Raw genomic sequence first — 18,201 nt, 5'->3', positions numbered from 1 at the left:
TATGAGAAGTACGATTTTACAAACCGCATCGAATTACCTGTTGCCAATTCTATTCTTATTTTCTGTATTCCTGCTACTTCGTGGCCATTATTACCCTGGCGGAGGTTTTGTGGGTGGCTTGGTGGCATCTATTGCCTTCGTGTTACATAGTTTTGCCTATGGCACAGATAATACATTAAAAATACTTCGGTATAAGCCCCTAACTTTAATCCCTATAGGTCTCGGTCTTTCAACCCTTAGCATGTTCTTACCCGTCTTATTTGGCTACCCTGTGATGACCGGCCTCTGGTTCGATCAACCGATCCCGGTTATTGGCATGATTGGCTCCTCCTTGTTTTTCGACATCGGGGTATACCTGGTGGTCATTGGCGTGGTACTTACCATATTATTTACTATTTCATCAAATACACAATAAGTTATGGAATTGTTACTTGTCTTCCTGATTGGTATTTTATATGCCGCCGGCGTATTTCTAATCCTAAGGAGAAGCATGGTACGCCTACTTTTAGGAATCATTCTCCTGGGTAATGCGACTAATATTTTAATATTTTTATTTGGAAACATCACTAAAGGTAAACCGCCAATTATAGCACAAAATCTTAAGGTTTTCGGGGATATTTATGCCGATCCCATACCACAAGCGCTGATACTCACAGCTATTGTAATCAGTTTTGGATTAACTTCCTTTGCCATTGTATTGCTAAAAAGAGTATATGCCTTAATTAATTCAGACGATTTAGACGATTTAAACACTCCGGAAGAAGAAGATATATGATTGATAACCAAATTATAGCCACCGTAATTGTCCACTTGTTTACGGCTATTATACAACTAGGTTTCTGGAGAAAAACCGTCACACAAAGGGTACTTAGTATTATCGGTTGTTTTACCGGATTCCTACTTGCCTTAAACTTATTTTCAAAAGTGTTTAATGGAAGTATCCTTACCATGAACGCTGGAAACTGGGCCGCGCCTTTTGGCATTGTATTCGTTGCCGACACACTGAGCACTACATTAGTTTTGCTTACCTCCATTGCAGCACTCGCCGTATCTATTTTTTCTGCTACCGGTGTGGGCAGGGCCAGAATGTTATACGGCTATTACCCTATCTTCCACTTCCTGATTATGGGTTTAAATGGCGCATTTTTAACCGGCGATATTTTTAACCTCTATGTATGGTTTGAAGTGGTTATCATTTCCTCTTTTGTGTTATTGACACTAGGCGGACGACAATCACAACTGGAAGGCGCGGTAAAATACATGGCCATGAACATCCTCGCATCCACTTTCTTCTTAACTGGAATTGGAATCTTATACGGCATTACAGGAACCTTAAACATGGCCGATCTGGCACTTAAAATACCTAAAGTCCAAGACCAGTCGATCGTAACCTTAACGTCAATGTTTTTTTTAATTGGTTTCGGTATTAAATCAGCGGTATTTCCATTATACTTCTGGTTACCGTCCTCCTACCATACGCCACCATCCGCAGTTGCAGCTACTTTTGGCGGTTTGTTAACCAAAGTTGGCTTATACGCACTATTCAGAGTTTTTACGCTGATGTTTATACCTAATGATTTTATTAAAACGGTATTCATTGTCATGGGTATTATGACTATTTTAACTGGAGCATTCGGTGCGCTGATCAAAGACAACGTTCGCCGGTTATTTTCTTACCTAATCGTTTGCCATATCGGCTTTGTTATTGGCGGACTGGGTTTATATACTAAGGTGGCCTTAATAGGTGCTATATTTTACCTAATTCATGATATTATTGTAAAAACCAACCTTTTCCTGATTGCCGGGCTGCTGCGGCAGCTGCGTGGAACGATGAACATGACTAAGCTTGGTGGCCTTTATGCAGAATATCCAAAAATATCGTTAGTTATTGCATTGGTACTCTTTTCTTTGGCGGGCATCCCTCCGCTAAGCGGATTTTGGCCAAAGATTTACCTTTTTGAAGCGGCGTTTACCAGCCAGAATTACTTTTTTATTGCCAGCATTATTATAGGAAGTTTTATCACCCTTTACGTGCTTGCAAAACTATGGTCGGAAGTTTTCTGGAAAGATGCTGCTACCGATTCTGTAGTTATTGATAGTTTTAAAGATTTAAAACCATATAAAAAAACATTGTTAGTGCTTCCCATTTGCTTGTTAACATTGACCACGTTGTACATCGGTTTAAACGCTGAAATGGTAATCCAGGTAGCCGATAAAATAGCCTCAGAAATGTTAGATACCAGACCTTACATAAAAGCAGTATTAGGAAAATAAAACAGACGCTATGATTAAACATTTTTTAATGAACCTTCTGTTATCATTCATCTGGGTAGCATTAACAGGTTCCATGTATTATTCCAATTTCTTGTTCGGTTTTCTCCTCGGGTTTTTCATCATGTGGGTGTTAAACCGAAATGAAACCGATCAGCGATATTTTTATAGGGTACCAAAGACGCTGGGTTTTATTTTTTTCTTCTTGTATGAAATGATTATGGCAAATATTGCAGTGGCTTACGACGTAATTACACCGAAATATTTTTTCAAGCCTGGAATTATAGAATACCCGATGGATGCCAAAACTGATTTGGAAATCAACCTGCTGTCAACTGTTATTTCCATGACACCTGGCACCCTGATTCTTGATATTAGTGAGGACAAAAAGTCTTTATTTATTCACGTGATGTACTTGAAGAATAAGGAACACTTTATTGCACAGACTAAGAACGGATTTGAAAGACGATTATTAGAAATACTACGATGACATTAGATACTTATTTTGACTACATCATATTTCCGATATTAACCATATCTATCATATTGGTTTTTATCCGCCTGTTTAAAGGGCCTGAAGTGGCCGATCGTGTCATTGCTCTCGACCTGATTATTACGATAGGTATCGGCCTCATTACGGCCTACAGCATCCGTTCCGGACAACCTGTATTACTTGACGTGGCTATGATCCTGGGCCTTATCGCCTTTTTGGGTACTGTCGCCTTTGCCTTTTATTTAGATAAAAACAAACAATCATGAACATCCTGATCGCCACATTCAGTACTATCGGCGCCTTGGCCATTCTTTTTGCATCCATAGGAATTTTAAGGATGCCTGATTTTTATTTACGCCTTTCCGTTACTGTTAAAGCAGCCACTTTAGGAATCGGTCTGCTACTGGTTAGCGCCGCAATATACTTTCCCGATGTTTCTGTGACTACCAAAGCCATCGCCATTGTCTTCTTTTTAATTCTTACAGCGCCTGTTGCCGCCCACATGATTGGACGAACTGCATATCATACGGGAATTCCTACATGGAAAGGCACGATCATCGATGAACTAAAAAAGAACCAGCCTACACCTCCACCGGTTGCCGATGTCACACCCATTAGTGCACTTAAACGTACGAAAACAAAAAACCCTTCTAAAGAAGGGTCTTAGTATTTCAATACGTTTAAAAATCGAAAAAGTCGTTGAGAAAGGATTTTTTCTTATGTGGGTAACGTTTATCATGATCCTGCCGTGGCTGGTCATAACCATATTTTTTATAATCCCTTTCATAGTTTTCTTTACTGGAGTAATGCGTGGCAGAACTTTCCATTATTTTTTCAAGTTCACCCCTGTCCAGCCAGATTCCTCTGCAGTTTGGACAATAATCGATTTCAACACCCCGTTTTTCACTCATCAACAAGGTTTCATTGCAAGAAGGACATTTCATAAGTAAATTTTAAGTTAATAATACATAAACACGACACATTCAACAGTCAAGTATATAACGCATATTTAGCACTTTCTGCACATTTGTCTTACAAATAACAATGCTAAAGATGATATAGCTTTTACATTGACCGATAAATTTAAACTTCAAATTTATTATTTTTGTTAGTAATAAGCTTAAACACTAGAATATGGGATTAATGGGATACTACCTGATAGCGGGTGTTATGTTACTTATAGGTTTTATTGTTAGTAGCAGACTTAAAAGTAAATTTAACGAATACAGCAAAATCGGTCTTCAGAACCACATGAGTGGAAAAGAAATTGCTGAAAGGATGCTGGCCGATAACGGAATTTACGATGTCCGGGTAATCTCTACACCTGGTCATTTAAGCGACCATTACAACCCTGCAGATAAAACGGTAAACCTAAGTCCTGATGTTTATGAAGGCCGAAGCATTTCTGCGGCGGCCGTGGCTGCCCATGAATGCGGACATGCGGTGCAACATGCTACGGCATACGGTATGTTAACTTTGCGCAGTGCAATTGTTCCATTAGTTAACATCAGTTCTCAGCTTTCTCAATGGATCATTCTTGCAGGTATGGGCTTTTTAATCGGTGGCGCCAACCCAACCATTTTCTTGGTTGGTATTGCCTTATTTGCTATAACCACCCTTTTTACGCTGATTACACTTCCTGTAGAGTACGACGCAAGCCACCGCGCGTTAAAATGGCTTGAAACCAACCACATCACCACTGCTACTGAACATGATAAAGCTGCAGATGCGCTAAAATGGGCTGCACGAACCTACCTTGTAGCCGCCATTAGCTCTGTGGCGACCTTACTTTATTACATACTGCTTTTTATGAACGGCAGAGATAGCGACTAATGCTGATTGTTAATCTAACTTGATTATGGAGACTCCGTTTAAACCTCACGGATACAATTCTCTATCCCCTTACCTTGTTGTAGATGAAGCCCAAAAATTGGCCGATTTGCTGAAGAGAATTTTTGATGCAAAAGAATTAAGAAAATATGAAAGGGCGGATGGAAAAATTGCACACCTGGAATTGTTATTGGATGACAGCGTGCTGATGCTTGCTGATAGTACAGCGGCGTATACTGCGAATACAACGATGCTGCATTTCTATGTGCCCGATGTGCATGCTACATTTCAAAAAGCTATTGAAAACAATTGCGACATAGTGGAGCGTCCGAATGAGAAGGACGGCGACCCTGATACACGCGGGTCATTTATCGATTTTGCTGGAAACTATTGGTCGGTAAGTACCCAGAAGTAAAAGAGAAAATTATAGTACTGTTTTATAATTGCACTATTTTCATTAAATTTAATTAAGATTGAATGAACCTAAAGAACATTAAAAAGACAGCATATGACCTATTTCCGAAACACGTCGCTGATGGTTATCTTTCTATTGAGCGTCTCCTTTATTCCCTTTCATCATGGTTGGTCTAACTATAATCAGGATCAGGTAAATGATTTTAAAACAGCCATCGAAGAATCTACCTATGAAAACCCCCATGCCCTGGCTAAGGTTAAATTTAAAAATGAACTTTGGACCATATACCTGGCCCCTGCAAGCCGTATGACCGCACGTGGGGTAACTGCCGATATGATTAAAAAAGGAACCCCATTACGCATTGTAGCTTATCCACATAAAACAGTAAAAAACGAAATGCGTGCCGAAAGGATTTTTATCAATGGGGAGAAATTTGAGCTACGCTAAATGCTTGACCAGTCCCTCCTCCCGTTTCTCAGTTCACTAGAAAATTCGGGCTGGGCTGTAAGTATCCGTCAGTCTATGTGGCTGTACCCGGCGCTGGAAATCGTCCATCTCCTGGGTATGGTGATGATGGTGGGTGGTGCATTCTTTTTCGACCTCCGCTTGTTAGGCTTGGCCAAAAATCTGCCCTTGCAGGCTTTGTCAGCCTACTTACTGCCCATTTCAAGAAACGGAATGTTCCTGATTATCCCTTCAGGTTTATTTTTATTCATCACTAATGCAAAAACTCTTGGCGTGGATACTACCTTCTGGCTTAAAATGTCACTGCTTGTTTTAGCCGGGCTCAATGCATTCCTATTCCACCGCATGCAACTTCTCCCTGTTAAAATAACAGCCATCGTGTCCATTATGGCATGGATGGCTATTATTACTTGCGGGCGATTATTAGCTTATTAACTTATTTATGCAGATTCAGGGGTCGGGTAATAATTTATCATCCATTGTACACCGTAAGGATCTACTAAAATGCCGAACAATTCACTCCAGAACACCTTTTGCAGGGGCATTACAACCTCTCCGCCGGCAGATAACCCTTTAAAATACCTGGTGGCCTCTTCCCTGCTATCAAAAGAAAGACTGATACTAAAATTGTTACCCATCGTAAGCGGCGGTCCCATCGATGAAAGACTGTCTGTACCCATCAGTACCGTATGTTCATCAATCGGCAAAGTAACATGCATCACTTTGTTTTTTTCGTCATCGCTTAATGCTTTACAGCCAGGCATCTCTTCTTCCGTCACCTCCCCATAACGCATTAATGGTGCAAACTCACCACCAAACACGGATTTGTAAAAATTAAAGGCTTCTTCGGTCGTACCGTCAAAGTTCAAATAAACATCTGTTTTGATCATAACATCTTGATTTATAATGATTTGAAAATCCAAATATAATCAGATGTATTGACCTTTATGCGGTGTTATCATGACAAACTAAGGGGTGAAATACGACATATTTATTTGATATCGTATACATAGCTACCACTTTGTACCTGCAAGGGTGATGACACAGGCTTGCCCTTATAGAAAATACGCTGTGCAGCGCTTACAGGAAAATAAATCGTAGCAGACGAATTCGCTGGGATAGTTACTTCATAGGTTACCTTGTTCTTTCCCCTTTTCCAGTACGATCGGATCATGCCATAAGGTCCATGATGTGTTGCTTCAAAATGGTCTAGCCCCGTAACAAAATTAGGCTTTAACACAACGTTCTTAAAACCCGGTTTTTCTTCATCAATTTTAATGCCCCCAAGACCTTTAAATAACCAACCTCCTACTTCGCCAAACATCATGTGATTCATTGAAATGTCGCGCGGCGCATTGATATCCCAGTTTTCGTATAAAGTAGTAGCGCCGTTAGCAATCCACCAGCCCCATGAAGGGTAAGTATCTTGTGCAGCCAGTCTGTAGGCAGTTTCCGCCTGTCCGTTGTCGCTCAGTGCATTTAAGACTGCTTTGGCACCCAATACTCCCACATCCAGGTGCATTCCATCGGCAGCCACCCTCTGAGCCAAGTTTTCGGCTAAACGCATACGCAAAGCCTCCGGAACTATACCCCATTGTAAGGCCATACTTAATTCCGTTTGTACACCTGAAGCATATATTGCTGTTTTTTCATTGAGGTATTTATCGTTAATGGCTTTTTTGATTTTATCGGCTAACTGCTGGTAATAGACCGCATCTTCAGGTTTATTAAATAGCTTGGCTGCCTTAGCAAGAATCGCGGCATCAACATAAAAATAAACAGAAGAAGTATACTCCAGATTAGATGTCGATTTTACCGGTACCCAGTCGCCCCTCCCAAAAGAAGTCAGGCCTCCGGTACTCGTTTCATTAACATAGTTTACATACCTTTTAATGTTCTCATAACAATCTGCTAGGAGTTTAGCATCTCCATAAAACTGATAAATTTCCCAGGGGATAATGGCAATGGTACTCGTCCAGTCTGTACCGTTAGCCGTACCATAACCCCAGCCACCGGTTGGAATAATGTCGGGCAAAACACCATTGGGCTGCTGTTCGTCTCGGTGATCGGCCAACCATTTTTCATAAATGGTAATCCCATCAAAGTTATATAAACCTGTTTCAATGGCAAAATGACCATCGCCGGTCCAGCCATTTTTTTCCCGTTGAGGGCAATCTGTTGGGTAGCCAAAAAGATTGGACAAATAGGAATTATTGGTGGCCCACCATATTTTATCCAGCATTGGATTCGAAGACCTGATGCTTCCGCTCACAGGCACGTCGCTATGCATAAAATAACCGGTCAGACTGCTTTTAGTTAGTGAAACAGGCTTGTCGCTCATCACTTCCACATATTGAAATCCTTTATAATTAAACTTGGGCATAAATTCTTCCGTTCCAGTCCCGGCAAGAATGAAAATATCTGTTTGGAAAGGATCCTGATGATCTTTCGGTTTATGGTACACATCAATGTTACTTAGGTCGGTACGCCCATTTTCGTGTAAACGTTCTGCATGGCGAAGCCTGATCACCGTTCCGCGTTCTCCTTTAACTTGGATCTTGCTTACACCTGAGATGTTCCTGCCCAGGTCAAAAACATAGGTCGTATCATTAAATTTTTTCATCGATTTCACCGGTATTTCGTCTACATTTCGAATCGGATGCATCATTTGCGAAACGATGTTATTTGATGGCGCTGCCCTGTATAACACCCCTTTCCAGTTTTTGTCGTCAAACCCCACTGTATTCCATCCTGGTTGGGCCAATCGGGCATCGTAATGTTCTGCGGTATAAATACTGTTAAAGATAATCGGACTCAGACTAGTCTTCCAATCCAGACCGGACCCTTTCACTTCTGTCGTTCCATCTTCGTAAGTAATCCTAATGTCTAAACAAAAGGTAGGCCTGGCACGCCAAGGTGCTTTATCAAAGTTCCAAACAGCCACAGACTGGTGGTTATACCAGCCATTTCCTAACAGCACACCAATGGCATTATTTCCTTGCTGAAGGTTATCTGTAATGTCATAACTCACATACAGGGTTCGCCTGTCGAAACGGGTATACATAGGATCGAGGCGGTGGTTGCCAATTTTTTCTCCATTTAAATACAATTCATATAAACCAGCCACTGCAATATAGGCCCTGGCCGATTTGATTTTTTTCCCTGTGGTGATCTCCTTTCTGAAATAAGAAGCAGGCTGCAGGTTAACATCATTGCGGTCGCTGATCCAGCTGCCCTTCCAGTTTTCCATCCCCATCATACCAGTTTCAAACCTGGTTACCACAGAACGGGTAACCTGTTTATCCTGGTCCCAAAGCTCAATAGCCCAGAAATACCGGGTAAAAGGCTGAAGTGCTTTACCCTGATAAGTAACCAAACTCACGTCAGAAGTTACCTTTCCTGTGTCCCATTCTCCGCCTGTTCCTCGCGCTACCTGCAAAGAGTCTGTACCTACATACACACGATAAGCACTTTGAAAGGCACCTTGTGCCGGATGCTGCATACGCCAGGAAAGTCTCGGGTTAGGTTCGTCAACGCCGATGGGCTTAATCAGGTGTTCACAGGTTAATTCAATAGGTTTTGCTATAGCGGTTAAAGAAAAAATTAACGGAAGAATTGAAGCAGCGAGAATGCGGAAGAAGTGGTTCTTTTTCATAATTCGGGTCTAACTACAAGGATACAATATTTAAATTTCTCTGCATAACTGAAAGGTTGATGATCTATATTTTCAAGTAATTGTTACATTAGCAGGCACAAAACTGGACGATGAGAAATCTATTATTTTGCTTTTTAATGTTCCTGTGTGCCAAACAGGCTGATGCACAACAGAAAAGAGCACGTGATTATGGTTTGCAATTTGGGGTGCTGAGCCCTGGAAAGCTAAATGCCATTACCGACGTATCAGGCGTAAAGGTGGGCCATGTTACCCTGATTAAAGGCGATTCAATACGTACCGGTGTAACGGCCATCCTGCCTTACGAAGGCAATATTTTTCAACATAAAATACCTGCGGCAATCTATACCGGGAATGGCTTTGGCAAGCTGGCAGGAAGTACCCAGGTGGCAGAACTCGGGCATATAGAAACCCCGATTGTATTAACAAATACACTTAATGTTTCCACAGGTATTGATGCGCTGATCGATTACACCCTACAACAACAGGGAAATGAAAACGTTCAATCCGTTAATGCCATCGTTGGCGAAACCAATGACGGCTACCTCAATGATATCCGTGGCCGGCATGTAACCAAAACTGATGTTTTAAAAGCGCTTACGAATGCTAAAAATACCGGAATCGCTGAAGGTGCAGTTGGCGCCGGAACTGGAACCGTTTGTTTTGGATACAAAGGAGGCATAGGCACTTCTTCACGGTTGCTTCCAAAAAGCCTTGGTGGGTATTCCGTAGGTGTACTGGTACAAAGCAATTTTGGTGGCGTTTTGCAAATTGACGGCGTCCCTGTGGGTAAAACCCTGGGTAAGTTTGACTTTTCTAGCAAAATAATGAACAGCGCTGATGGCTCTTGTATGATTATCGTGGCTACCGACGCCCCATTGGATAGCCGCAATCTGGAGCGACTGGCAAAACGTGCTTTTATGGGATTAGCTAAATCCGGTGGAATTGCCTCTAATGGCAGCGGCGACTACGTAATTGCCTTTTCTACTGCTGAGGACCTCCGTACTCCCCACCAGTCGCCTGATGTAGCCAAGGCAGTTGCCTACTTGAGTAACGATCAGATTTCTCCTCTGTTTATGGCTGCCATTGAAGCCACAGAAGAAGCCATTATTAATTCTTTGTTTGCCGGAAGTTCAATGACGGGAAAACAGGGAAACCAGGTACAGGCACTTCCAATAGAAAAAGTCCTGCCTATCTTAAAAAAACATCATGCAATTAAAATCAAGTAAATACAGCCTTCTCAACGGAGAATTTCTTCCCAATGAAACCGCATCATTAGGTATCAAAGACCTCGCTATTCAGCGTGGTTACGGAATCTTTGATTTCTTTAAATCTATTAATGGTAAATTCATCTTTATTGAAGACCACCTCGACCGCCTTTATTACTCTGCCGCACAAATGCACCTGCCACTCAGACACAGCCGCGATGAACTGAAAGCGCTGTTACAGGCGCTGATGGAAAAAAATGAATTACCCAATTCAGGCATGCGCATTACCCTTACCGGTGGTTACGCCGACGATGGTTACACGCTGGCTGAACCCAACATCATCATTACTCAACAAGCCTTTAAAAACCCTGAATTTAGCGACCAGGGGCTCAAATTAATTACCCATCAACATCAGCGTCAGTTGGCTGAGGTTAAAACGCTCGACTACCTGATGGCTATTAATTTGCAGCCGCTGATCAAACAGTTAGGTGCCGACGACGTGCTTTACCACCATCAGGGCATGATCAGGGAATGCCCGCGGTCTAACTTTTTTATGGTCAACCAGCAGAATGAGGTGATGACCAGCGCTACTGGCATCCTGAAAGGTGTGGTTCGCAAACAGGTATTGACCATGCAAATTGATGGACTGAACATTATAGAAAGAGACTTTAGTATCGATGAGTTGCGACAATGTAAAGAAGCATTCGTTACGAGTTCAACAAAAAATGTAATGGCTGTTTCGAGTATCGACGGCGTAGCAATTAATGGCGGGCAGGCAGGTGAGGTAACCCGGGCCATTGCAACCGCATTTAAGACCTTGATCGCCTAACTAATTGACTTGAATATAGGTATCGCTTAAAAATAATTGGTATACTTGAGAAACACAAATTTTCTCAATGCACAAACAGTTAACTGTGATTTTCTTTATCCTGGTATTGTACCTTTATCCAGTCCTCTGCTTTTCGCAAGAACTTTGGAGCCTGAGTGGAGAGGTGAAAGACGCCAGAACCGGAGAGTCACTGATTGGTGTATCCATTTTAATACCAGGAGAATCTAATACCGGCACCCGTACAAATAACTATGGCCATTTCGCGATAACATTAAATAAGGGGACAACCAGGATAATGTTTGCCTATGTAGGTTACGACACACAAGAAATAACCATTGACCTCAATGCCAACAAGAAGCTGGATATCCGGCTGCAGCCAGCGGGCAACTCCCTCAACGAAGTGCTGATTACCCTTGACAGTAAAAATGACAAGGTCAACAGCAATGTGATGGGACTGGAGAAACTGAGTCGCGAAGACATCAATAAACTTCCGGTAATCTTTGGTGAAAAAGATGTAATCAAGGCGCTGCAACTTTTACCCGGGGTAAAAAATACCGGTGATGGAAATGGTGGTTTCTATGTCCGTGGCGGCGCTGCCGACCAGAATCTTATTGTTTTAGATGAAGCCATTGTGTACAACCCCGATCATTTACTCGGCTTCTTTTCTACCTTCAATGCCGATGCAATAAAGGAGGTATCACTTTATAAAGGAAATATGCCGGCTCAATATGGAGGCAGGCTTTCGTCGGTTATGAATGTTATCATGAAGGATGGCAACAATCAAAACTTTCAGGGTGAAGCCGGCATTGGTCTCATTTCTTCGCGCCTCAGCTTTGAAGGTCCGATCTTAAAAGACAAAGGGTCCTATTTTATCAGTGGTCGCCGAACGTATGTAGACCTTTTCCTAAAGGCAAGTTCTGACCCCATAGTAAATGAAAATAAACTATATTTCTACGACCTTAATTTCAAAGCTAATTATACACTTGGGGCTAATGACCAGCTATACATTGCCGCTTACCAGGGACGCGATAACATTGGCTTCGGCGAACAATTTGGCATCACCTGGGGAAATACGACAGGCTCTATCCGATGGAATCACCAGTTTAGCCCAAAAGTATTTTCCAACAGCTCACTGATCTACAGCAATTACGATTATGAGATCAACCTGGATATGGCCTCCATTAACGGACAGATCATCTCACAAATTAAAGACTGGAATTTAAAAGAAGAAATCAAATTCTACCCCAATAATAACCACGCCATTAGCCTTGGTGTGAACGCAATTTACCACCAGCTGCGCCCCGGAACTTATGCAGGTGACATTTCCTTGGTTAACAAACCCCTAAATTTCAGTTTTGAAAGTGCTGTTTATGCAGCCGATAACTGGAAGGCCAGTAAAAAACTGCAGGTAGATTATGGGTTGCGACTAAGCTCTTTTGCCGCATTGGGTGGCGACCAGCCGTACTATACGTTAAATGGTAATAAGGAAATAATAAACACCACCTATTATGGCAATCATGAAAGTGCGAAAACCTATGTGTATTTGGAACCGAGGTTATCCTTAAGTTATCTGTTCGACAATTTTTCTTCCTGGAAAGCGGCGTATTCCAGGAACAGCCAGTATCTTCATTTGCTGAGCAATACCGGTACCGGTAACCCGACCGACAAATGGGTGTCGTCAAATATTAACATTAAGCCGGGAATATCTGACATGTTTTCGCTGGGTTATGCCCGAAATCTTTTCGACGGTACTTATCAGCTCAGTATAGAATCGTATTTTAAAAACATGCAACACCAGATCGATTATAAAGACGGAGCTAATGTATTGAGCGGTGATCCTATAGACCCACAGTTACTTTACGGCGACGGCAAGGCTTACGGAATGGAGTTGCTATTGAGAAAAAATGCAGGAAAACTTACCGGTTGGCTTGGTTATACGATCTCGCGTACTGAAGTGCAAATTGATGGAATAAATGATGGCCGCTGGTATAATGCCCGGCAAGACCGTACGCACGACATTAGTCTGGTTGGCATGTACCGAGTAAACACCCTCTGGGATATGTCGGCCAGTTTTGTGTATTACACTGGTCACGCGGTATCCTTTCCAAGCGGCAAATACGATGCTGATGGGCAGGTTGCTTTTTATTATGCGGAGCGCAATGGCTATCGCATGCCTGCATACCACCGCCTGGATTTAAGCGCTACCCGCAAATTCAAACCACGAAAACATTACCGCTCAGAACTATCGCTCGGCGTGTTCAATGCTTATGGCCGTGCGAATGCGTATTCCATCAGTTTCAGAAAGGACCCGCATGATCCTGAAAAAACACAGGCGGTACAAACTTCCTTATTCAGGTTCGTACCTTCCATATCCTATAACTTTAAGTTTTGACGATGAAAATCCCCACGCTTTTATTTTTCCTGATTTACCCGTGTTTGATAGCTTGTGAGAAAGTTATCGATGTAAAGCTAAAGGATTCTGAGGCCATGTATATCATTGAAGGGGAAATAACCGATGCAGCCGGCCCGCATCTAGTTCGTGTTAGCCGTTCAAAAAACTTTAGCGATGTTAACGGTTATACGGCAGAAAGTGGTGCCCATGTGATCTTGTTTGATTTAACTGATGGTACGTCTGAAAAACTGAAAGAATCTGGTCCTGGGGTTTATAAAACATTTTTCAGCAAAGGCAAACGTGGTCACCAATACAGATTGGAAGTGAACGCGGGTGGCCGCCTATTTACAGCAACCTCAGTGATGCCCAAAATTAACGTGCGCCTTGAACAACTATATACCCAGACATCTGACTATATTAAAGACAACATTTATGTAGTTCCTGTTTACAAGGACCCCGATGGTACCGGCAACTACTATTTGCTACGTCAATATGTGAACGGCAAATTTATCCCTGTAACAGTGGCAAGATCAGATGAAGCCACTGATGGCAACCGGATGATGCAGGCACTCACCTATCGGATTGACGAAAAAAATGACAGGTGGAGAATTAAGGTAGGCGACAAACTAAAGGTAACGTTACAATGTGTGGACAAGGGTGTTTATGATTATTTCAGGACTTTTGAAAATACAAGCACCTTTAACAGCAGCAATCCATCAAATCCCTTAACCAACTTTTCTGGTGGTGCGCTTGGGGTATTTAATGCCAGTACGATAAGTGTAATGGAGGCAACGGTCCAACCCTAACAACCTTAAATCGTCTTGCAGGTTATTCATGGTCATGTTACTAGACATTTGGCAGTGATCCGTCATCCTGAATTTTATTGGCCTTAATACAATAATATAAGGCCACTAAACTCCAAACACATACCAGCATTTTGTCGTTGTTGTAACCCTCGTCTAGAATCTCAAGCAACTTAACAATAAGCGTAATGACAACAAAAATAAAGATAACGATGAGGACGATTTTGCCAGGCATGCGGCAAATTTAATATAAATTTAATAAGTGCGCACGATCCTAAAAAAAATGTTATTAACACAAACAATATTTTATTACCCCTCAGAAACTAAACAATTACAACAATTGAGATTAATAATTGTACTCAAATTGTAACGGAAAATTTAAGTAAATCGAACACCTAACCCATGGAAGCATCTGATAATTTTCTTACATTAGATTATGTTAAAAGGCATGAATATTCTAAAATCACTTTAATCCTTACAGCTATGGAACCTTTTGAAATAACAGTTGATGACGTGGTATTAACCATTGAACCTCAGAAAGATCATAGTTACAAAGTATTTGAAGCAGGTATACCAATAGGTTGCGTAACGCCCGACCTGAATGCTGGTGCATGGAAGCCTGTAGAATTATTAACCGACGAACGTGCCCAGAGAATTGGTCAGGCAATTGATAGACATTAATTCCAGTGACTACACTTTAATATTACCTTCTATAGAATCATCGTAAGTTTCGCCAACCACGGCGCCATACGCTCTTTTAACAAGGGCTACGGCCATGCTGTTTTTGGTATCCCAATAATATCCCTGATTGGGTATAAACTTTAAAACCGTGATTCTCGGATCATCCTTGCCATCTGTAAACCAGGTTTTCATCATAGGATCCCACAACTCCTCTATTTTAGCTTTGTCGGTACTTACAGTTACCTTTCCAGTTAAAGATAAGTAGTCACTATACGATGATCCCTGAAATAAGAGCTGCACAGTTGGTTCCATGCCGATTTCTTTATTTTTATGGCTATCTTCAGCACTAAGGAACCAGAAATTACCATCATCATCAATCTTCTCCGGCGCCATTGGCCTGGTGGCAAATAAACCTTCACTATCATTTTTTGTACAGAAAAAACACGACGAGGCCTTTTCAGCAAGCGCCTTAATTTTTTTTACACCTTCTTCCCCGAATAAATTTTTAAAATTATCTTCAGGCTGGTTTTTGTTAATAGAATCCATATTTCGCTTGTTTTGTTTCTTTATAAACAGCAGCGCACTAACAATGTTTGACAGCGGGCTTAGGCTTTACCATACTCACAATCATTTGCTTAAATGATTCTTGGCATAAATAAAACACAACTTATCGTAAATTGTCGAGCTAATAAAGCCTTTAAATAGCATTATGGAATCAAGAAGAGATTTTTTAAAGAAAGCCAGTGTATTTGCCGGACTCAGCACGGTAGCCCATGCCATCCCCTCATCATTGCTCAAAGCTATGACTATCGAACCTGCTGCAGGCAGTACCTATAAAGATGCAGCGCATATTGTTTTTTTAATGCAAGAAAACCGGTCCTTTGACCATGCCTTTGGTACATTAAAAGGGGTGCGTGGCTTTAACGACCCGCGGGCCATGACACAAGCAAACGGCAATCCTATCTGGTTTCAAAGTAATAAAGACGGACAAACCTTTACGCCATTCAGGTTGGATATAAAAAATTCGAAATCAACGTGGATGGGTTCTTTACCGCACGCCTGGGGTGATATGGTGGCTGCACGTAACCATGGAAAAATGGACAACTGGCTTGAGGCCAAACAAGCTGGCGGCGATTTTGCCGGCATGCCTTTGACGATGGGTTATTATGACCGCAAGGACATCCCCTTCTATTACGCCATGGCCGATGCTTTTACAATCTGCGATCAGCACTTTTGTTCTTCGCTAACGGGCACCAGTGCCAACCGGACCTTCTTCTTTTCGGGCTCGATCAAAGAAGATCCCCATGATGCTAGATCTCTTCCGCATGTATACAATAGCCAGATCGATTATAAGAATGTAGGCTGGAAAACCTTTCCCGAGCGGCTTGAGGAAGCACAGGTTTCCTGGAAAGTCTACCAGAATGAGCTGAGCCTTCCTGTTGGATTTAAAGACGAAGAAGCCGACTGGCTGGCAAATTTTACAGACAACAGTCTCGAATTTTTTAAACAATACCAAGTCAGGTTTCACCCTGCGCACATCGCTTATTTACAGCGGGAAGTGGATACCTTACCGGCTGAAATGAAACGTGTGGAAGCGATACAGCAAAAAACACCACAGGAGGAAAAGCTGCTGGCATCAATGCGGGAAAGGTTAAACCAGGCAAAACAAGGGCTGGAAACCTGGAACAAGCAAGGCTTTGATGCGCTGAGCGACTTTCAGAAGCGGATACACCAAAAGGCCTTTGTAACCAATAAAGCGGATCCAAATTACCATCAGGTAGAAACTATCGCTTATCATGACCAGGGTAAAAAACGTGAAATGGTGGTGCCTAAAGGCGATGTTTTACATCAATTCCGGGAAGATGTTAACAAAGGAGAACTGCCAACCGTTTCCTGGCTGGTGGCGCCAAGCCGGTTCTCCGATCACCCGGGTTCACCCTGGCATGGCGCCTGGTACATCTCCGAAGCACTGGACATCCTGACTAAAAATGAAGAGGTTTGGAAAAAGACCATCTTCATACTCACCTATGACGAAAATGACGGCTATTTTGACCACCAGTCGCCATTTGTACCTCCCCATCCAAATAAACCTTATACCGGAAAAACCTCTGCAGGGATTAACACGGACACAGAGTTTTCCGTGGTTGATCCAGACAAACCACAAGAGGGCCAGGACGAGGTTCCAATTGGCTTAGGTTTTCGGGTGCCCATGGTAATCGCCTCCCCATGGACCAGGGGTGGTTACGTTAACTCACAGGTATTCGACCACACCTCCTGCCTGCAGTTCCTCGAACATTTTATTGAAGCCAAGACTGGCAAGAAAGTGAAGGAAACGAATATCAGCTCCTGGAGAAGAAGTGTGTGTGGCAACCTCAGTTCGGCATTTCGGCCAGCTGACGACAAACCTATTCCCGACCTTCACATCGACCGGAATGAATTCATAGAAAGTATTTATCAGGCAAAATATAAACCCCTGCCGGGAAATTATGTGGAAGTCACGGCAGAACAACTGGAACAGGTAAAAAAAATGGGACAGTCGGCCCCTTTTATACCCGCTCAGGAACCCGGTTTTAAATTCTCCAATGCCCTTCCCTACCAACATGAAGTCAACCTTGTTCAAAACAAGGAAGGTCGTTTAGAAATGCAGTTTAGCGCTGGGAAGTCGCTATTTGGAAACAAAAGTGCTGCAGGCACCTTTCAGGTTTATGCTTCCGGGATATTTAATCTGCAAAAAGGCAGTCAAAGTGAGCAGGTAGAAATGAATCAATGGAATTTTTGTGTGCTTCCCGGAGACGAGATCAATTACCATTGGTCACTTAACGATTTCATGACTGATCATTACGAACTGCAGTGTTACGGTGCTAATGGCTTTTTCAGGTCCTTCAGGGGTTCAAAAGATGCTTGATAAAAATTATTTAAATATTATACAGCATATTTTAGTGAAAAGCCAAGGGAAAAGACGGAAAAAAACCGGAACGGGAAAACCGTTCCGGTCCGACTTGCGGGATCAGGCCTGTTCTTTGCGGAAAAACAGGTAGGCGATGCCGATGGCGAGAATGCCACTGGGGATGATCATCGTGCTGACGGAGCCCAGCAGGCCGGGCACCAGCAGGAACAAGTCGGATCGTAGCCATGTCGTTC

Annotated in this window: 21 protein-coding genes; 16 read left to right on the top strand and 5 right to left on the bottom strand. The window is 42.4% G+C overall.

Annotated elements, in window-relative coordinates:
* The first annotated feature begins 1 nt into the window (after nt 1).
* The 6 genes from ACR2F3_RS08485 to mnhG are packed head-to-tail and all read left to right on the top strand — an operon-like array spanning nt 2 to nt 3,431.
* Nucleotides 2-415, top strand: a complete 414-nt coding sequence (locus tag ACR2F3_RS08485; RefSeq protein ID WP_432709546.1) for a Na+/H+ antiporter subunit B — start codon at nt 2-4, stop codon at nt 413-415.
* Nucleotides 416-418: 3 nt separating this feature from the next.
* Complete coding sequence (locus ACR2F3_RS08480; RefSeq protein WP_432709545.1) at nt 419-775, top strand: Na+/H+ antiporter subunit C; 357 nt, start codon at nt 419-421, stop codon at nt 773-775.
* Nucleotides 772-2,274: a proton-conducting transporter membrane subunit gene (locus tag ACR2F3_RS08475; protein ID WP_432709544.1), complete on the top strand. Its 1,503-nt coding sequence runs from the start codon at nt 772-774 to the stop codon at nt 2,272-2,274. The genes ACR2F3_RS08480 and ACR2F3_RS08475 overlap by 4 nt, the downstream gene beginning before the upstream one ends.
* 28 nt (nt 2,275-2,302) lie before the next feature.
* Nucleotides 2,303-2,761, top strand: coding sequence for a Na+/H+ antiporter subunit E (locus ACR2F3_RS08470; protein WP_432709543.1), 459 nt, complete (start codon nt 2,303-2,305; stop codon nt 2,759-2,761).
* Complete coding sequence (locus ACR2F3_RS08465) at nt 2,758-3,030, top strand: monovalent cation/H+ antiporter complex subunit F (RefSeq protein WP_432709542.1); 273 nt, start codon at nt 2,758-2,760, stop codon at nt 3,028-3,030. The genes ACR2F3_RS08470 and ACR2F3_RS08465 overlap by 4 nt, the downstream gene beginning before the upstream one ends.
* Nucleotides 3,027-3,431 carry a monovalent cation/H(+) antiporter subunit G gene (gene mnhG, locus ACR2F3_RS08460; RefSeq protein WP_432709541.1) on the top strand — a complete coding sequence of 135 codons (405 nt, stop codon included), beginning with the start codon at nt 3,027-3,029 and terminating at the stop codon, nt 3,429-3,431. Before ACR2F3_RS08465 ends, mnhG begins: the two co-directional genes overlap by 4 nt.
* A 13-nt stretch (nt 3,432-3,444) precedes the next feature.
* Here mnhG and ACR2F3_RS08455 read toward each other — a convergent pair whose 3' ends face one another.
* On the bottom strand, nt 3,445-3,708 hold the full coding sequence (locus ACR2F3_RS08455) for a zf-TFIIB domain-containing protein (RefSeq protein WP_432709540.1): 264 nt from the start codon (nt 3,706-3,708) through the stop codon (nt 3,445-3,447).
* A 190-nt stretch (nt 3,709-3,898) separates the two neighbouring features.
* Between ACR2F3_RS08455 and ACR2F3_RS08450 the strand changes: the two genes are divergently transcribed.
* From ACR2F3_RS08450 to ACR2F3_RS08435, 4 genes are all read left to right on the top strand, one after another.
* Nucleotides 3,899-4,597: a zinc metallopeptidase gene (locus ACR2F3_RS08450; RefSeq protein ID WP_432709539.1), complete on the top strand. Its 699-nt coding sequence runs from the start codon at nt 3,899-3,901 to the stop codon at nt 4,595-4,597.
* Nucleotides 4,598-4,622: 25 nt separating this feature from the next.
* Nucleotides 4,623-5,009: a VOC family protein gene (locus ACR2F3_RS08445; protein ID WP_432709538.1), complete on the top strand. Its 387-nt coding sequence runs from the start codon at nt 4,623-4,625 to the stop codon at nt 5,007-5,009.
* A 93-nt stretch (nt 5,010-5,102) separates the two neighbouring features.
* Nucleotides 5,103-5,456, top strand: coding sequence for a DUF6152 family protein (locus ACR2F3_RS08440; RefSeq protein WP_432709537.1), 354 nt, complete (start codon nt 5,103-5,105; stop codon nt 5,454-5,456).
* A gap of 75 nt (nt 5,457-5,531) precedes the next feature.
* The gene (locus ACR2F3_RS08435; protein WP_432709536.1) at nt 5,532-5,909 is read left to right on the top strand and encodes a hypothetical protein; all 378 of its coding nucleotides are present in this window, start codon (nt 5,532-5,534) and stop codon (nt 5,907-5,909) included.
* Nucleotides 5,910-5,914: 5 nt separating this feature from the next.
* Here the strand turns inward: ACR2F3_RS08435 and ACR2F3_RS08430 are convergent, their stop codons facing one another.
* Both ACR2F3_RS08430 and ACR2F3_RS08425 read right to left on the bottom strand, forming a co-directional pair.
* Nucleotides 5,915-6,364 carry a VOC family protein gene (locus ACR2F3_RS08430; RefSeq protein ID WP_432709535.1) on the bottom strand — a complete coding sequence of 150 codons (450 nt, stop codon included), beginning with the start codon at nt 6,362-6,364 and terminating at the stop codon, nt 5,915-5,917.
* Nucleotides 6,365-6,465: 101 nt separating this feature from the next.
* Nucleotides 6,466-9,129, bottom strand: coding sequence for a family 78 glycoside hydrolase catalytic domain (locus ACR2F3_RS08425; protein ID WP_432709534.1), 2,664 nt, complete (start codon nt 9,127-9,129; stop codon nt 6,466-6,468).
* A gap of 110 nt (nt 9,130-9,239) precedes the next feature.
* Here ACR2F3_RS08425 and ACR2F3_RS08420 point away from each other — a divergent pair, with 110 nt between their 5' ends.
* The 4 genes from ACR2F3_RS08420 (at nt 9,240) to ACR2F3_RS08405 (ending at nt 14,382) form a co-directional block, all read left to right on the top strand.
* Nucleotides 9,240-10,376: a P1 family peptidase gene (locus tag ACR2F3_RS08420; RefSeq protein WP_432709533.1), complete on the top strand. Its 1,137-nt coding sequence runs from the start codon at nt 9,240-9,242 to the stop codon at nt 10,374-10,376.
* Complete coding sequence (locus ACR2F3_RS08415; RefSeq protein WP_432709532.1) at nt 10,357-11,184, top strand: aminotransferase class IV; 828 nt, start codon at nt 10,357-10,359, stop codon at nt 11,182-11,184. Before ACR2F3_RS08420 ends, ACR2F3_RS08415 begins: the two co-directional genes overlap by 20 nt.
* Nucleotides 11,185-11,251: 67 nt before the next feature.
* A complete protein-coding gene (locus tag ACR2F3_RS08410) occupies nt 11,252-13,576 on the top strand; it encodes a TonB-dependent receptor (RefSeq protein ID WP_432709531.1) in 2,325 nt (774 codons plus the stop codon).
* A 2-nt stretch (nt 13,577-13,578) separates the two neighbouring features.
* Nucleotides 13,579-14,382: a DUF4249 domain-containing protein gene (locus tag ACR2F3_RS08405; RefSeq protein WP_432709530.1), complete on the top strand. Its 804-nt coding sequence runs from the start codon at nt 13,579-13,581 to the stop codon at nt 14,380-14,382.
* Nucleotides 14,383-14,422: 40 nt separating this feature from the next.
* On the opposite strand, the gene ACR2F3_RS08400 is transcribed toward ACR2F3_RS08405, so the two are convergent.
* Nucleotides 14,423-14,614, bottom strand: coding sequence for a hypothetical protein (locus ACR2F3_RS08400; RefSeq protein WP_432709529.1), 192 nt, complete (start codon nt 14,612-14,614; stop codon nt 14,423-14,425).
* A gap of 167 nt (nt 14,615-14,781) precedes the next feature.
* On the opposite strand from ACR2F3_RS08400, the gene ACR2F3_RS08395 reads away from it, so the two are divergent.
* Nucleotides 14,782-15,060: a hypothetical protein gene (locus ACR2F3_RS08395; protein WP_432709528.1), complete on the top strand. Its 279-nt coding sequence runs from the start codon at nt 14,782-14,784 to the stop codon at nt 15,058-15,060.
* A 9-nt stretch (nt 15,061-15,069) separates the two neighbouring features.
* Here ACR2F3_RS08395 and ACR2F3_RS08390 read toward each other — a convergent pair whose 3' ends face one another.
* On the bottom strand, nt 15,070-15,606 hold the full coding sequence (locus ACR2F3_RS08390; RefSeq protein WP_432709527.1) for a pyridoxamine 5'-phosphate oxidase family protein: 537 nt from the start codon (nt 15,604-15,606) through the stop codon (nt 15,070-15,072).
* A gap of 163 nt (nt 15,607-15,769) precedes the next feature.
* Here ACR2F3_RS08390 and ACR2F3_RS08385 point away from each other — a divergent pair, with 163 nt between their 5' ends.
* Nucleotides 15,770-17,965, top strand: a complete 2,196-nt coding sequence (locus ACR2F3_RS08385) for a phosphocholine-specific phospholipase C (protein ID WP_432709526.1) — start codon at nt 15,770-15,772, stop codon at nt 17,963-17,965.
* Nucleotides 17,966-18,201 lie beyond the last annotated feature (236 nt).

Source organism: Pedobacter sp., from assembly GCF_045627485.1.
GTDB lineage: Bacteria > Bacteroidota > Bacteroidia > Sphingobacteriales > Sphingobacteriaceae > Pedobacter.
The sequence above is the reverse complement of the archived record's forward strand: the minus strand, read 5'-3'. Positions and strand labels throughout refer to the sequence as shown.

What these genes read in the sequence shown, in the direction of transcription:
- ACR2F3_RS08395 (WP_432709528.1), top strand. Translation starts at nt 14,782, where the DNA reads ATGGAAGCATCTGATAATTTTCTTACATTAGATTATGTTAAAAGGCAT.
- ACR2F3_RS08445 (WP_432709538.1), top strand. Translation starts at nt 4,623, where the DNA reads ATGGAGACTCCGTTTAAACCTCACGGATACAATTCTCTATCCCCTTAC.
- ACR2F3_RS08425 (WP_432709534.1), bottom strand. Translation starts at nt 9,129, where the DNA reads ATGAAAAAGAACCACTTCTTCCGCATTCTCGCTGCTTCAATTCTTCCG.
- ACR2F3_RS08435 (WP_432709536.1), top strand. Translation starts at nt 5,532, where the DNA reads ATGTGGCTGTACCCGGCGCTGGAAATCGTCCATCTCCTGGGTATGGTG.
- ACR2F3_RS08385 (WP_432709526.1), top strand. Translation starts at nt 15,770, where the DNA reads ATGGAATCAAGAAGAGATTTTTTAAAGAAAGCCAGTGTATTTGCCGGA.
- ACR2F3_RS08485 (WP_432709546.1), top strand. Translation starts at nt 2, where the DNA reads ATGAGAAGTACGATTTTACAAACCGCATCGAATTACCTGTTGCCAATT.
- ACR2F3_RS08415 (WP_432709532.1), top strand. Translation starts at nt 10,357, where the DNA reads ATGCAATTAAAATCAAGTAAATACAGCCTTCTCAACGGAGAATTTCTT.
- ACR2F3_RS08410 (WP_432709531.1), top strand. Translation starts at nt 11,252, where the DNA reads ATGCACAAACAGTTAACTGTGATTTTCTTTATCCTGGTATTGTACCTT.
- ACR2F3_RS08475 (WP_432709544.1), top strand. Translation starts at nt 772, where the DNA reads ATGATTGATAACCAAATTATAGCCACCGTAATTGTCCACTTGTTTACG.
- ACR2F3_RS08465 (WP_432709542.1), top strand. Translation starts at nt 2,758, where the DNA reads ATGACATTAGATACTTATTTTGACTACATCATATTTCCGATATTAACC.
- ACR2F3_RS08405 (WP_432709530.1), top strand. Translation starts at nt 13,579, where the DNA reads ATGAAAATCCCCACGCTTTTATTTTTCCTGATTTACCCGTGTTTGATA.
- mnhG (WP_432709541.1), top strand. Translation starts at nt 3,027, where the DNA reads ATGAACATCCTGATCGCCACATTCAGTACTATCGGCGCCTTGGCCATT.
- ACR2F3_RS08390 (WP_432709527.1), bottom strand. Translation starts at nt 15,606, where the DNA reads ATGGATTCTATTAACAAAAACCAGCCTGAAGATAATTTTAAAAATTTA.
- ACR2F3_RS08450 (WP_432709539.1), top strand. Translation starts at nt 3,899, where the DNA reads ATGGGATTAATGGGATACTACCTGATAGCGGGTGTTATGTTACTTATA.
- ACR2F3_RS08455 (WP_432709540.1), bottom strand. Translation starts at nt 3,708, where the DNA reads ATGAAATGTCCTTCTTGCAATGAAACCTTGTTGATGAGTGAAAAACGG.
- ACR2F3_RS08400 (WP_432709529.1), bottom strand. Translation starts at nt 14,614, where the DNA reads ATGCCTGGCAAAATCGTCCTCATCGTTATCTTTATTTTTGTTGTCATT.
- ACR2F3_RS08430 (WP_432709535.1), bottom strand. Translation starts at nt 6,364, where the DNA reads ATGATCAAAACAGATGTTTATTTGAACTTTGACGGTACGACCGAAGAA.
- ACR2F3_RS08420 (WP_432709533.1), top strand. Translation starts at nt 9,240, where the DNA reads ATGAGAAATCTATTATTTTGCTTTTTAATGTTCCTGTGTGCCAAACAG.
- ACR2F3_RS08440 (WP_432709537.1), top strand. Translation starts at nt 5,103, where the DNA reads ATGACCTATTTCCGAAACACGTCGCTGATGGTTATCTTTCTATTGAGC.
- ACR2F3_RS08470 (WP_432709543.1), top strand. Translation starts at nt 2,303, where the DNA reads ATGAACCTTCTGTTATCATTCATCTGGGTAGCATTAACAGGTTCCATG.
- ACR2F3_RS08480 (WP_432709545.1), top strand. Translation starts at nt 419, where the DNA reads ATGGAATTGTTACTTGTCTTCCTGATTGGTATTTTATATGCCGCCGGC.